Raw genomic sequence first — 14479 nt, forward strand, 5'->3', positions numbered from 1 at the left:
TCGCACGGTGTCATCATCCGCGAAAGCGGATGATCCAGTATTCCAGAGGCGGTTGTGATTGAACCGCGAGGCCGCGGCGTACTGGATACCCCGCTTTCGCGGGGTATGACACCGAGAACCAATTCGACATCCTGGCTCAAACAACTAAGCTCCCTGCGATCAACAAAAAAGGAATCCCAAACCATGGATCTCGGTCTCAAGGGAAAAAACGCCATCGTGCTCGGCGGCACGCGTGGCATCGGGCGGGCGATTGCGGCAACGCTGGCCGGTGAAGGCAGCAATGTCGCGGTGTGCGCGCGCAATGCTGAGCAGGTCGCGGCCATCGTTACTGAATTAAAGGCGAGCGGCATCAACGCCACCGGCGGCACGGTTGACGTCACCGATGGCGCCGCGCTGAAGGCGTGGATCGAGGGCGCGGCAAAAGAGCTTGGCGGCATCGACCTGCTGTTCGCCAATGCGGGTGCGATGGCGCAAGGCCATGATCCCGCATCATGGGAGCAGAATTTCCGGCTCGACGTGCTCGGCGCCGTGCATGCATTCGACGCGGCACGGCCGTTCCTCGAGGCCAGCGGCGAGAGAAGCGGTGATGCTGCCTTCGTCATCATCTCCTCGATCTCGGCGGCGCAGGCCGATCTCGCCAGCTCCTACGGCCCGATCAAGGCGGCGCTGATCCACATGGCGAAAGGCCTGGCGCGGCAATACGCCAAGAAGAAGATCCGCGTGAATGTCGTCTCGCCCGGCACGGTCTATTTCAAGGGCGGCGTCTGGGAGATGATCGAGAAGAACATGCCCGAGCGTTACAACGACGCGATGAAGCGCAATCCGACCGGGCGCATGGCAACGCCGCAGGAGATCGCGAACGCAGCGGTGTTTCTGGCAAGCCCGGTATCGGGATTCACGACGGGGTCGAACCTCGTCGTGGATGGCGCGATCTCGAACCGGGTGAATTTTTAAGGAAGCGCGGCATGAAACAACTTGTAGGGTGGGCAAAGCGAAGCGTGCCCACCACTTTCCACGAAAACGAAGAACGGTGGGCACGGCGCTTTCGCGCCTTTGCCCACCCTGCGGCAGCTGAGCGTGAGGCAGCACCGCGCCCCACCTCAATGGAAATCCCGCGACGGCGGCAGGATGCGGACGTTGCGGGGGTGGCGGATTTTTTGCGCCGGCATATCGGCGTGGTCGCGCCGGTCGTCGTTGAGCGGCTCGACCACAGTCGCGCCTGATGGCACCGGATGCTTGCGGCTCAGCGCATCATTGGCGAGGCCGACCAGATCGTGCGAGCGATCGATCATGCGCTGCGCGATCAGATGCGTCACCTTTTCGGGGCTGCTCTGGATGTAGCCCTGAACCTCGATGAGGCGCGCGCCCATCACCTCCTTGCGGTACTGCTCCATGACCTTGGGCCAGACCACGACATTGGCGATGCCGGTTTCGTCCTCCAGCGTCATGAACACGACGCCGCTGGCGCTGCCCGGCCGCTGCCGCACCAGCACCACGCCGGCACAGCGAACGCGCCGCCGTTCGTTCTCGTGGCTGATCTCCTTGCAGGCGACAATGCGCTCGCGCGAAAACATCTCGCGCAGGAATTCCATCGGATGGCCTTTGAGTGACAGCCGGATGGTCTGATAGTCGGCAACGACCTGTTCGGGACGCGGCATCACGGGGAGCGGTTTTGCGTGCTCGTCCGGCTGCTCGCGCGCGGTGGCGGCTTCGAACAGCGGCAGCGCCACGTCGTCAGGCAGGCGTCGCACCTGCCACAGCGCCTCGCGGCGATCGAGCCCGAGCGAGCGGAACGCGTCGGCATCGGCGAGCAGGATCAGCGCGCGCTTGGGCAGACCGGTGTCGCGGGCGAAGTCTTCGAGCGAGGTGAAGGGACGGCGGTTGCGCGCCTTGATGATGCGGTCGGCCCAGTCGCCTGCTCCGTCATTCCGGGGCGTCGCGTCAGCGACGAGCCCGGAATCCATTCCGCCAGGAAAATGCGGTCCAATGGATTCCGGGCTCGCGCCAAGTGGCGTGCCCCGGAATGACAGCTGCAAGCGTTTCAGCCTCTCTTCATCCTCATCAAGCCAATGAAAGCCGTCGATCTGGCGAAAGCCGAGACGCACCGCGCAATATCTGCCGTCAGTATTCTCCAGCGTGTTCTGCGCAAAGCTGTAGGACACATCGATCTCACGGACCTCGACGCCGTTCTTGCGGGCATCGCCGACGATCTGCGCAGGCGCGTAAAAGCCCATCGGCTGCGAGTTCAACAGGCCGCAGCAGAATGCGTCGGGATGATGATATTTCAGCCACGAGGAGATGTAGACGAGCTGCGCAAAGCTCGCGGCATGGCTCTCCGGAAAACCGTAGGAGCCAAAACCCTTGATCTGGTCAAAGCAGCTTCTGGCGAAGTTGACATCATAGCCGCGCGCGACCATGTTGCCGATCAGCTTCTCCTCGTACTGGCCGATGGTGCCGACATTGCGGAAAGTCGCCATCGAGCGGCGCAGGCCATTGGCTTCCTCGGGGGTGAATTTCGCCGCCTCGATCGCGATGCGCATCGCCTGCTCCTGGAACAGGGGCACGCCCTTGGTCTTGTGCAGCACCTTGTAGAGCTCGTCCGCGGGACCATGCTCGGGTGATGGCGAGGGATAAGTCACCTTCTCCAGATTGTTCCGACGCCGCAAATAGGGATGCACCATGTCGCCCTGGATCGGCCCCGGGCGCACGATCGCGACTTCGATGACGAGATCGTAGAAGGTCCGCGGCTTCAGGCGCGGCAGCATGTTCATCTGGGCGCGGCTCTCGACCTGGAACACGCCGAGCGACTCGCCGGCACACAGCATGTCGTAAACCTTGGGGTCATCCTGCGGAACGGTCGCAAGAACCCAACGCTTGCCCTTGTGCTGGTCGATCAGATCGAAACATTTCCTGATGCAGGTCAGCATGCCCAGCGCGAGCACGTCGACCTTCATCATATTGAGTGCATCGACGTCGTCCTTGTCCCATTCGATGAAGGTGCGATCGTCCATCGCCGCATTGCCGATCGGCACATAGGTGTCGAGCCGGTCCTGGGTCAGCACATAGCCGCCGACATGCTGGGACAGATGGCGCGGGAATTCGATCAGCTCGGTCGCAAGTTCGACCGCAAGGTTGATCATGGGATTTTGTGGATCGAGCCCGGCCTGCCGGACCTGCATGTCGTTGAGGCCCTTGCCCCAGCTGCCCCAGACGGTGTCGGCGAGCGCAGCGGTAACGTCCTCGGTCAAGCCGAGCGCCTTGCCGACGTCGCGGATGGCGCTGCGCGGGCGGTAGTGGATGACGGTGGCGATGATCGCGGCGCGGTGGCGGCCATAGCGGCGATAGACATATTGCATCACCTCCTCACGCCGCGAATGCTCGAAATCGACGTCGATATCGGGCGGCTCCAGCCGCTCCTTGGAGATGAAACGCTCGAACAACAGATCGACCTTGGTCGGATCGACCGAGGTAATGCCGAGCACGTAGCAGACGGCCGAATTCGCCGCCGATCCCCGCCCCTGGCACAGAATGTTCTGGCTGCGCGCGTAATGGACGATGTCGTGCACGGTGAGGAAGTAATGCGCGTATTTCAGCTCCGATATCAGCGCGAGCTCTTTCTTGAGCGTTGCACGCAGCTTGTCGTCGATCTTGCCGCCAAAATATTTGTCGACGCCCGCCCAGGTCAGATCCTCCAGATGTCCCTGCGCGGTCTTGCCCGGCGGCACCGGCTCATCAGGGTATTGGTATCTGAGCTGGTCGAGCGAGAACTCGATCCTGTCCGCAAAACGCATGGTCTCCGCGATCGCCTCTGGGACATCACGGAACAGCCGCGCCATTTCGCGGGGCGTCTTCAGAAAGCGCTCGGCATTGGCTTCCAGCTTGCGTCCGACCGCCTCGATCGTGGTCTTTTCCCGGATACAGGTGAGCACGTCCTGGAGGGGACGCCGGCCGGGATCGTGATAAAGCACCTCGTTGGTCGCGAGCAGCGGCACTTTTGCTTTGGCGGCGAGATCGTCGAGCCGCGCCAGGCGGCGGCGATCGTCGCCGCGATAGATCAGGCTCGCCGCCAGCCACACGCCCTCGGCGCGGCTTGCTTTCAGCTTTGCAAGCACATCTAGCGCTTGCGCATCATCGAACCGGTGCGACAGCGTCAGGATCAGGAGCTGGCCTTCCGCAAACTCCAAGAGATCAGCGAAGCCGAGATGGCACTCGCCCTTCTCGATCCGGGTGATGTCGTCGCCGCGCTTGCCGCGGGTCAGGAGCTGGCAGAGCCGGCCATAGGCGGCGCGATCGCGCGGATAGACGAAAATGTCGGGTGTGCCGTCGATGAAGACGATGCGCGCACCGATCAGCAGCTTTGGCTTGTGCAGCACCTTGTCATTGCCGAGCTCGTTCCAGGCCCGCACCACGCCGGCGAGCGTGTTGTGGTCGGCAATGCCGATCGCGGGAATGCCGAGCTTGCTGGCCTGATGCACATAGGCGCGCGGATCCGATCCGCCGCGCAGGAAGGAGAAATTGGTGGTGATGCCGATCTCGGCATAGGCAGGAATGTTCATGCGAAGAGACCGTGCACATACCAGCGAGGCGGAGCGGGCTCGCCGTCGGCGTCGACCACCTCCCCTTCATAAAGACCGTCGCGGAAAATCCAGAAGCGCAGGCCTTCGGCGTCCTCGATGCGGAAATAATCCCGCGTCAGCTGCTTGCCGTCCTGCCGCCACCATTCCATCGCGATGCGTTCGGGTCCTTCCACCCGCACCACCGCATGTTTCGCGCGCCGCCAGGTGAATTGATGCGGCGGGCCATCGGGCACGGTCGCGAACGGCACGCTGACCGGCTCCGGCTGGTCGAACAGCCTGAGGGGGCGCAGCGGCGGCTCGCCCTCGGCACGATCTGGCCATTCGGCCTGCATGGCGGCAGCGAGATGATGCTGGGCTGGCGCGGCCAGCACCGCCTGCTCGGGGATATGGGTATCCTGCGGCAGATGCACGACGACGCGCTTTCCGCCGATCCGCGCGGCAATGCGGTCGATCAGCGCGGCGAGCTCGTCATTGTCATGGACATGGGCATCGAGATCGCGCTGCTCCTGCACCACGATCTCGGTGCGGCTCGCCGACAGCCGCACCATGTCGAAGCCGAAGCCGGGATCGAGCGGATCGGCGAGCGCATCGAGCCGTTCGCGGAACAGCCGGTCAATGACGGCGCTTCGCGTCACCGGACGCCCGGTCTCGACCATGATCGCGCGCACCACGCCGTCGGTGCGGAAGAACGCAGCTTCCAGCCGCCGCGCGCCCTTGCCCTGCTTCTCCATGGACGCGATCAACGTGTCAGCGAGCCGCGACAGCGTCATCGCGATCATGGTGTCGGTCGCGATCGGCTCGGCAAAGCGTTTTTCCACGATGTAATCGGGCAGCGGCTTGCGCGGGCTGATCGGCGCATCGCCCTGCCCCAGCGCATGCGCGAGCAGCGTGGAAAACCGCGCGCCGAACCGCGCCGTGATTTCGGAGGCGTTGCGCGATGCGACATCGCCGATGGTTTTCAGGCCGGCGCGGCGCAGGCCGGTGGTGATCGCTTCGTCCGCACCGAGCGCGGACACCGGAAACCGGTCGATCGCCGCCGCCTCTTCGCCATCGGCAACGATGCTGCCCGTGGCCTGCCGCGTCAGCGTGCGCGCGCAGACCGACGTGCCGGCGATGGCCGCACTGACGGCAAAGCCTTGTCGACCGAGCGCCCGGACCAGCGTCTGCAACAAGGCAGCCTCGCCGCCGAACAGATGCGCGCAGCCGGTGATATCAAGGAACAGCCCATGCGGCGGATCGAGCGCCACCAGCGGGGTGAAGCGGTCGCACCAATCGGCGATGTCGCTGAGCGTCTTCGCATCAGCCACGACATCGGCGTCGAACACTTTCAAATCTGGGCACATCGCCCTCGCATTGGCCAGCGGTTGGCCGATATACAGGCCGAGGCGCTCTGCGGCCTCGTCCAGCGCATGGATTACCAATGCATTGACGTCCTTGATGACGACAATGTTCGGCTCATTGTTATTCTTACCCAGCCCGGCGCTGCTGAAGAAGCGCTGGATCCGGTCGATGGGCAGGCGCGGCAGCCACAGGCTGAGGATACGCCGACGGTTCACTGAACTGGCGCTCATCACATTTCCATTCCATGATCCACCGGCCACACGGGCCATGACGATTGCGCAACAGCTCGACATCGAAGCGCGGCGCGCCCCAGACATCCCAAACCGATCCTGGCGGTGAATGCGCCGCGCGCAGCATCCAGCGCGTCTCCGCGGTTGACGGCAGCGGCTGCGCCGCCATCCGCAGCAACAGGCCGGTGACGCCTGAGCCTTGCGCAGCCAGCGTCAGCTTGCGGCTCGCCACCAGGTCGAACTGCCTGGTCTCGCCCCAGAGCTCGAGCACGACGGCGCCGAGCGCATCGCAGGCGAGCGCATCGGCCGAGGTGCGCAGCGCGCTCTCCACGTCAGCCGCACGCACCATCACCACGCGGCGCGGATCGAGGCCGAGCTCGGCGAGCCCGCTCATCGACAGCGCGCCGGTCTCGATCTCCGAGAAATCCTGCCGCACCCACAATAGCGGCCGCTGCGTCGTGACGCGGCCCGCAAGCCCGGTGACAAAGCCGGCCGCGGCCGCGCCCTGGCGCCCTTCGCAAAACACCTCGTGGATCGCCGCGCGCGCGAGCCCGCCTTTCAGCGCGCGGTCTACTTCGCCGTGACCGAGCGCGACGCGGTCGTGGTGATGCACGACCTCCGCCGTCTCGATCCGTTCGATCTGGCTGCGCAAGGCCGCAAGCGCGCTCATGCGTGCGCCGCTCATGCTCGCCGCTCCTCAAAGATTGATGCCGTGGCTTTCAAAAGAAGAACCAACGGCTGGCTCATTTGTTCATGATATGTTCTAATATAAAGCTAACGGCAGCCGAAGAGTCAATCGAATTGGCGCGCCAAAGATTCATGAGCGGAATCAAAGAGATTCAAACATGGACATACAACGCAAGCTGGAAATTCTCGCGGATGCCGCCAAGTACGATGCCTCCTGCGCCTCCAGCGGCACCGAGAAGCGGGATTCCAGCGACGGCAAGGGCATGGGCTCGACTGCGCCGGCCATGGGCATCTGCCATTCCTACGCGCCGGACGGACGCTGCATCTCGCTGCTCAAGGTGCTGCTGACCAACGCCTGCAATTACGATTGCCTCTATTGCGTCAACCGCGCCTCCTCCAACGTGCCGCGCGCCCGCTTCACCATCGACGAATTGGTCAAGCTGACGCTCGATTTCTACCGGCGCAATTACATCGAGGGACTGTTTCTCTCCTCCGGCATCATCCGCAGCCCCGACTACACGATGGAGCAAGTGGTCAGCGTCGCGCGAAAGCTGCGCGAGGAGCATCACTTCCGCGGCTACATCCATCTCAAGACCATTCCCGAGGCCGACGATGCGCTGATCGCGGAGGCCGGCAAATATGCCGACCGTCTCTCCATCAACATCGAGATGCCTGAAGCCGCGAGCCTGCGGCAATTCGCGCCCGAGAAAGACGTGCGCGCGATCCGCCGCACCATGGGCCGGCTGCGGCTGAAGCTCGACGAGGCCGAGGAAGGCCGTAACGAAAAAACAAAGGCAAGACCGCAGCGTTTCGCGCCGGCCGGCCAAAGCACGCAGATGATCGTCGGCGCCGACAGCGCGAACGATCACACCATCCTCCACACCAGCGCCAATCTCTACGGCTCCTACCGGCTGCGGCGCGTCTACTACTCCGCCTTCAGCCCGATCCCCGATGCCAGCCGCGCCTTGCCGCTGGTGCAGCCGCCCTTGCTGCGCGAGCACCGGCTCTACCAGGCCGACTGGCTGATGCGTTTCTACGGCTTTGACGTCGGCGAGATCGTCGACGACAGCGCCATGCTGTCGCTCGATATCGATCCGAAGCTTGCCTGGGCGCTGCGCCATCGCGACCGCTTCCCGCTCGACGTCAACCGCGCCAGCCGCGAGGAGCTGCTGCGGGTGCCGGGCTTCGGCACCAAGGCGGTCGAGCGCATCATCGCGACGCGGCGCACCACCACGATCCGCCTCTCCGACCTGGCGCGGCTGCACGTCCCCAGGCACAAGGCGCTGCCGTTCATCATTCTCAGCGATCACCGCCCTTCGCCGCATCGTCTCGATGCTGCCGGACTGATCGAACGATTCAAGCCGAAAGCAACGCAATTGGGGTTTGGATTCTGATGCAGTACATGACCCTCGACAGCGAAACCGATTTCGACGGCTGGCGCAAAGCCGCCCGCAGCCTCGTGCTTCATCATGTGCGGCCCACTGACGTCACCTGGGCCGTGCAAGGCGGCGAAGCGGAGTTGTTTGCGCCGCCCGCACCGTCGCCGATCCTCGAAGTGAATGACGGCACGTTCAATGTATCAGGCAAATTCGTCGATCTCGCAAAATCGGCAATCCTGCATCGCGATCGCGAGCGCTTTGCGATCCTCTATCGGCTGCTCTGGCGGCTGAAGGACAATCACGATCTGATCGAGGTCGCGACCGATCCTGATGTTGCGCTGGTCACGGCGATGGCACGCGCGGTCCATCGCGACGAGCACAAGATGCACGCCTTCGTACGCTTTCGCGAGATCGGCCGCGAGCGCGACGCCCATTACGTCGCCTGGTTCGAGCCGGAACATCACATCGTCGAGCTCGCGGCGCCCTTCTTCGCAAGACGCTTTGCCGACATGCCCTGGTCGATCCTGACGCCCGATCTCTGCGCGCATTGGGACGGCCATGCGCTCTCGTTCACGCCGGGCGTGAGCAAGAGCGAAGCACCGGGCGAAGACCGGCTGGAGGAAACCTGGCGGCGCTATTACGCCAGCATCTTCAATCCGGCACGCCTGAAGGTGAAAGCGATGCAGACGGAGATGCCGAAAAAATACTGGAGGAACCTGCCCGAGGCTTCGATCATTAAGCCCTTGATCGAGGACGCCGAGCGCATGACCGGCGCCATGATCGCCAACGCCGCAACCGATCCGCACAAGCCTCAGAAACGGCCGGAGGCTCCGATGAAACGTAAACCTGCCGCCGACGATCTCGAAACGCTTCGCGAAGAGGCTGCGCATTGTCGCGCCTGCCCGCTCTACAAGAATGCGACGCAGACAGTGTTCGGCGAAGGCCCTGAGAACGCCACCATCATGCTGGTCGGCGAGCAGCCCGGCGACAAGGAGGACCTCGCCGGCCATCCCTTCGTCGGCCCGGCCGGCCAGATGCTCGACCGCGCGCTTGCGGAGGCCGGCGTCGACCGCAAGAAGGTCTATGTCACCAACGCCGTGAAGCACTTCAAATTCGTGCCGCGCGGAAAGATCCGCCTGCACCAGAAGCCGGCAACACCAGAAATCAAAGCCTGCAGGCAATGGTACGAGCGGGAAGTTTCGGCAGTCCAGCCAAATCTCATCGTTGCGATGGGCGCGACCGCCGCGCAAAGCGTGTTCGGCAAGATCACGCCCATCGGCAAGACCCGCGGCCGGCTCATAGACCTCACCGACGGACGCAAGGCTCTGGTGACGGTGCATCCGTCCTATTTGCTGCGGTTACCTGATCCCGAGGCGAAGGCGATGGAATATCAGCGCTTTGTCGAAGACCTGAAGATTGCCGCCGCGTTGCAGAAGAAAGCCCCGCGCGCCGCCTGACGCGGCTCCGATGCGCAGCAACAGGCCGTAGAGAACTCCCGCCTTTTCAACCGCCTGTCACATGCCGCGCGCAAAATCGGGGCCTTGGGACAGGAGAATTTCCAATGAGTGACGTTGCTTTGCCGGGCTCGATCGAGCCTGCCTTGAGTAAGGGGCCAGACCTCAATCGTGGATTTCATCCGCTCACCGGCGTGATCTACATGGGCGTGATCGCCGCCGCGTTGCTCTTCGTCGCCTACAGCATCTGGGTCGACGTCGATGCCTCCGGCGCCCAGGTCAAGACCTTCGCTCCGTTCCTCCTGCTCTTCGTCGCGCTCCTGATCGCACTCGGCTTCGAGTTCGTGAACGGCTTCCACGATACGGCCAACGCCGTGGCGACCGTGATCTACACCCGCTCGCTGCCCGCCCACCTCGCCGTGGTGTGGTCCGGCATGTTCAACCTGTTCGGTGTGCTGCTGTCCTCGGGCGCGGTCGCGTTCGGCATCGTCTCGCTGCTGCCGGTCGAACTGATCCTCCAGGTCGGCTCCAGCGCGGGCTTCGCGATGGTGTTCGCGCTGCTGATCGCCGCCATCATCTGGAACGTCGGCACCTGGTATTTCGGCCTGCCGGCCTCGAGCTCGCACACCCTGATCGGCTCGATCATGGGCGTCGGCATCATGAACGCGGTCCTGCATGGCCGCAGCGGCACCTCCGGCGTCGACTGGACCCAGGCCACCAATATCGGCAAGGCGCTGCTGCTGTCGCCGCTGTTCGGCTTCGCGCTCGCCGCCGGCCTGCTGCTGATCCTGCGCACCGTGTTGCTGCGCGCCACGCCCGCTCTGTTCGGCGAGCCGAAGGGCGACCAGCCGCCGCCTTGGTGGATTCGCGGCATCCTGATCCTCACCTGCACGCTGGTGAGCTTCTTCCACGGCTCCAATGACGGTCAGAAGGGCATGGGTCTGATCATGCTGATCCTGATCGGCACGGTGCCGACCGCCTATGCGCTCAACCGCGCGCTGCCGGAAAGCCAGATCGCCGCGTTCATCCAGAACTCGGAAGCCGCCAGCAGGATCATCGAGGGCAAGGCGGCCGGCTACAGCGTGATCGGCAATCCGCGACCGGCCGTGACCAACTTTGTCGCGCAGCGCGAGGTCACTGGCGGTACGTTCCCATCGCTCGCCGTGCTGGTGCGCGACATCGCCAAGCAGGTGAGCACCTACGGTTCGCTCGCCAAGGTGCCCGCCGACCTCGTCGGCAACACCCGCAACGACATGTACCTCGCATCGGAAGCGCTGCGCTTCCTGATGAAGGACAAGGAAGCCGAGCTCAGCGCCGCCGACGTCGCCGTGCTCAACGCCTACAAGGGCTCGCTCGACAGCGCGACGAAGTTCATCCCCGGCTGGGTGAAGATCGTCGTCGCCATCGCGCTTGGTCTCGGCACCATGGTCGGCTGGAAGCGCATCGTTGTCACCGTCGGCGAGAAGATCGGCAAGACGCACCTGACCTATGCGCAAGGCGCCTGCGCCGAGATCACCGCGGCCGCCACCATTGCCGCCGCCGACGTCTACGGCCTGCCGGTCTCGACCACCCACGTGCTGTCATCAGGCATCGCCGGCACCATGGCCGCCAACGGCTCAGGCCTGCAATGGGCGACGATCCGCAACATCGCCATGGCCTGGGTGCTGACCCTGCCGGCCGCGATGATCATCTCGGGCGTGCTGTACTACCTGTTCTCGCACGTGTTCTGAGCCGCGAGACTCACATGCCAACAAAAAGGGCCCGTGCGATGCATGTGCCCTTTCCGGTTGTGCCTCAGCTCAGCGCGTCATGACGCTGCGAGCTGTTCCTCGACCAGCTTGACCCAGTAGGACGTGCCGAACACGATCGCCTCGTCGTTGAAATTGTAGGCGGGGTGATGCAGGCCGGCGCTGTCGCCGTTGCCGCAGAAGATGAAGGCACCGGGGCGCGCTTCCAGCATGTAGGCAAAATCCTCGCCGCCCATCATCGGCGACATCTCCACCACATTGGTATCGCCCGCGACTTGCCTCGCGATGCGCATCGCTACCTCGGTCTGCGCGGCGTGATTATTCACGACGGGATAACCGCGCTTGTAGTGCAGGTCGATCTTTGCGCCGGTGATCTGGGCGACGCCCGCCACGACTTCGCGCACCCGCTTCTCGACCAGCTTGCGCACATCAGGCGTCAGCGTGCGGATCGTGCCCCGCAACGTCGCCGTTTGCGGAATGACGTTGCGGGCATTGCCGGCGTGGAATTCGCAGATCGAGATCACGGCCGATTCAAGGGGATCGACGCTGCGCGAGACGATCGACTGCAAGGCGGTGATCAGCTGCGCGCCCACGAGAACGGAATCGACGCATTTGTGCGGACGCGCGGCATGGCCTCCGAGGCCCTCGATCATGAAATCGACCTCGTCGGTCGACGCCATGATCGGGCCGGGCCGGATCGCGAAGGAGCCGATCGGAATGCCAGGGCCGTTGTGCATGCCGTAGACCTGCTCGATGCCGAAGCGCTCCATCATGCCGTCCTTGACCATCGCCGCTCCGCCGGCGCCGCCCTCCTCGGCCGGCTGGAAGATCACGACGGCGTCGCCGGCGAAATTGCGGGTCTCGGCGAGATAGCGCGCGGCCCCTAACAGCATCGCAGTGTGGCCGTCGTGGCCGCAGGCGTGCATCTTGCCCGGCGTCTTCGAGGCGTAAGGCAGGTTGGTCTGCTCGTCGACAGGCAACGCGTCCATGTCGGCGCGCATGCCGATCGCCTTGAGCCCCTCGCCGGCGGGCTTCTTGCCCTTGATCACGCCGACCACGCCGGTCTGGCCAATGCCGGTCACAACCTCGTCGCAGCCAAACTCGCGCAGGCGATCCGCCACGAATGCTGCGGTGCGGTGGACGTCATACAGCAGCTCGGGATGCTGGTGGATGTCCCGCCGCCAGGCCTGGATATCGGGTTGAAGGTCGGCGACGCGGTTCACGATGGGCATGGAGGATCTCGAGCTCTGTTGAAAATACAAGCCCGTCTACCATGCAAGCGCCAGTCCACCTAACTGCCGCAGATCGAGGGTAGCCCTGTCCTCTCGTCATGGCCGGGCTTGTCCCGGCCACCCACGTCTGCCTATTAGGACAGAAAGCGCGTGGATGCCCGGGACAAGCCCGGGCATGACGCCGTTCGGGTGGGAAGCGGAATGCCAAGGCGGCTCGAAGGTGAGTTTGACTACATCGTCGTCGGCGCCGGCACGGCCGGCTGCATCCTCGCCAACAGGCTGTCGGCCGAGCCCGCAAACCGCGTCCTCATTCTCGAGGCCGGGGGTGACGACAACTGGATCTGGTTCCACATTCCGGTCGGCTACCTCTTTGCCATCGGCAATCCGCGCGCCGACTGGATGTTCAAGACCGAGGCCGAGCCAGGCCTGAATGGCCGCTCGCTCGCCTATCCCCGCGGCAAGGTGATCGGCGGCTGCTCGGCGATCAACGCCATGATCTCGATGCGCGGCCAGGCTGCCGATTACGATCATTGGCGCCAGCTCGGCATGACCGGCTGGGGCTACAATGACGTGCTGCCGCTGTTCAAGCGGCTGGAAGACCACTTCCTCGGCGCCAGCGAGCATCACGGCGCCGGCGGCGGCTGGCGCATCGAGGCGCCGCGGCTGTCCTGGGATGTTCTCGACGCCGTCGGCGATGCAGCCGAGGAGATGGGCATCAAGCGCATTCCTGACTTCAACACCGGTGACAACGAGGGCACCAGCTATTTCCACGTCAACCAGAAGCGCGGCCGGCGTTGGTCGTCGGCGCGCGGCTTCCTCAAGCCGGCCTTGAGGCGTCGCAATCTTCGGCTCGAAAAGCATGTGCTGGTCGACCGCCTGATCATCGAACAGGGCCGCGCCGTCGGCGTGCGCTTCTTCCAGAACGGCGAGATCGTCGAGGCACGTGCAAAACGCGAGGTGATCCTCTCCGCGGGCTCGATCGGCTCGGTGCAGGTGCTGCATCGCTCCGGCATCGGGCCGGCCGACTGGCTGTCGCCGCTCGGCATCGACATCGTGATGGACAAGCCCGGCGTGGGGCGCAATCTGCAGGACCACCTCCAGCAGCGCGCGATCTACAAGGTCGAGGGCGTGCGAACCCTGAACGAGACCTACTACAATCTGTTCCGCCGCGGCCTGATGGGTCTCGACTATGCCTTCCGCCGCCGTGGCCCGCTGACCATGGCGCCGTCGCAGCTCGGCATCTTCACGCGGTCTGACGCAACGCGCGCGCGCGCGAACATCCAGTTCCACGTGCAACCGCTGTCGCTCGACAAGTTCGGCGATCCCTTGCACCGCTTCCCGGCGATCACGGTCAGCGCCTGCAATCTCCAGCCGACCTCGCGCGGCACCGTGCGGCTGCGCTCGGCGAGCCCGGACGACAAGCCGATCATCGCGCCGAACTATCTGTCGACCGACGACGACCGCCAGGTCGGCGCCGACGCGATCCGCACCACGCGCCGCCTGATGCAGCAGAAGGCGCTGGCGAAATATCGACCGACAGAATATCTGCCCGGACCCACCGTCGGAGACGACGACGCCTCGCTGGCAAAAGCCGCCGGCGACATCGGCACCACCATCTTCCATCCCGTCGGCACGGCCAAGATGGGAGCGGCGAACGATCCCATGGCCGTGGTCGACGAACGCCTGCGCTTCTATGGCCTCGGCGGCCTACGCGTCGTCGATGCCTCGATCATGCCGACGATCACCTCGGGCAACACCAATACCCCGACGGCGATGATCGCGGAGAAGGGAGCCGCGATGATTTTGGAGGATGCGAAGTAGCCTCCCGTCA

The 14479-nt window shown here is 64.3% G+C and carries 9 protein-coding genes; 5 read left to right on the forward strand and 4 right to left on the reverse strand.

The features are described from left to right. The first annotated feature begins 183 nt into the window (after window positions 1-183). The gene (locus tag XH98_RS25830) at window positions 184-954 is read left to right on the forward strand and encodes an SDR family NAD(P)-dependent oxidoreductase (RefSeq protein ID WP_271620301.1); all 771 of its coding nucleotides are present in this window, start codon (window positions 184-186) and stop codon (window positions 952-954) included. Between the two features lie 146 nt (window positions 955-1100). On the opposite strand, the gene XH98_RS25835 is transcribed toward XH98_RS25830, so the two are convergent. From XH98_RS25835 to XH98_RS25845, 3 genes are read right to left on the reverse strand one after another with little or no spacing between them, the layout of a single operon-like run. After that, window positions 1101-4556 carry an error-prone DNA polymerase gene (locus tag XH98_RS25835; protein ID WP_271620302.1) on the reverse strand — a complete coding sequence of 1152 codons (3456 nt, stop codon included), beginning with the start codon at window positions 4554-4556 and terminating at the stop codon, window positions 1101-1103. After that, a complete protein-coding gene (locus tag XH98_RS25840) occupies window positions 4553-6148 on the reverse strand; it encodes a Y-family DNA polymerase (protein ID WP_271602307.1) in 1596 nt (531 codons plus the stop codon). Before XH98_RS25840 ends, XH98_RS25835 begins: the two co-directional genes overlap by 4 nt. Beyond that, window positions 6045-6833 carry an ImuA family protein gene (locus tag XH98_RS25845; RefSeq protein WP_271620303.1) on the reverse strand — a complete coding sequence of 263 codons (789 nt, stop codon included), beginning with the start codon at window positions 6831-6833 and terminating at the stop codon, window positions 6045-6047. The genes XH98_RS25840 and XH98_RS25845 overlap by 104 nt, the downstream gene beginning before the upstream one ends. Before the next feature lie 160 nt (window positions 6834-6993). Between XH98_RS25845 and XH98_RS25850 the strand changes: the two genes are divergently transcribed. From XH98_RS25850 to XH98_RS25860, 3 genes are all read left to right on the forward strand, one after another. Next, window positions 6994-8229 carry a putative DNA modification/repair radical SAM protein gene (locus tag XH98_RS25850; protein ID WP_271620304.1) on the forward strand — a complete coding sequence of 412 codons (1236 nt, stop codon included), beginning with the start codon at window positions 6994-6996 and terminating at the stop codon, window positions 8227-8229. After that, on the forward strand, window positions 8229-9671 hold the full coding sequence (locus XH98_RS25855) for a UdgX family uracil-DNA binding protein (RefSeq protein WP_271620305.1): 1443 nt from the start codon (window positions 8229-8231) through the stop codon (window positions 9669-9671). Before XH98_RS25850 ends, XH98_RS25855 begins: the two co-directional genes overlap by 1 nt. Before the next feature lie 104 nt (window positions 9672-9775). Continuing rightward, complete coding sequence (locus tag XH98_RS25860; RefSeq protein WP_271620306.1) at window positions 9776-11398, forward strand: inorganic phosphate transporter; 1623 nt, start codon at window positions 9776-9778, stop codon at window positions 11396-11398. A gap of 77 nt (window positions 11399-11475) precedes the next feature. Here the strand turns inward: XH98_RS25860 and XH98_RS25865 are convergent, their stop codons facing one another. Continuing rightward, window positions 11476-12648: a M20 aminoacylase family protein gene (locus tag XH98_RS25865; RefSeq protein WP_271620307.1), complete on the reverse strand. Its 1173-nt coding sequence runs from the start codon at window positions 12646-12648 to the stop codon at window positions 11476-11478. Between the two features lie 201 nt (window positions 12649-12849). On the opposite strand from XH98_RS25865, the gene XH98_RS25870 reads away from it, so the two are divergent. Next, the gene (locus tag XH98_RS25870) at window positions 12850-14469 is read left to right on the forward strand and encodes a GMC family oxidoreductase (RefSeq protein ID WP_271620308.1); all 1620 of its coding nucleotides are present in this window, start codon (window positions 12850-12852) and stop codon (window positions 14467-14469) included. Window positions 14470-14479 lie beyond the last annotated feature (10 nt).

The sequence above is a fragment of the Bradyrhizobium sp. CCBAU 51745 genome, from assembly GCF_028128715.1.
GTDB lineage: Bacteria > Pseudomonadota > Alphaproteobacteria > Rhizobiales > Xanthobacteraceae > Bradyrhizobium > Bradyrhizobium manausense.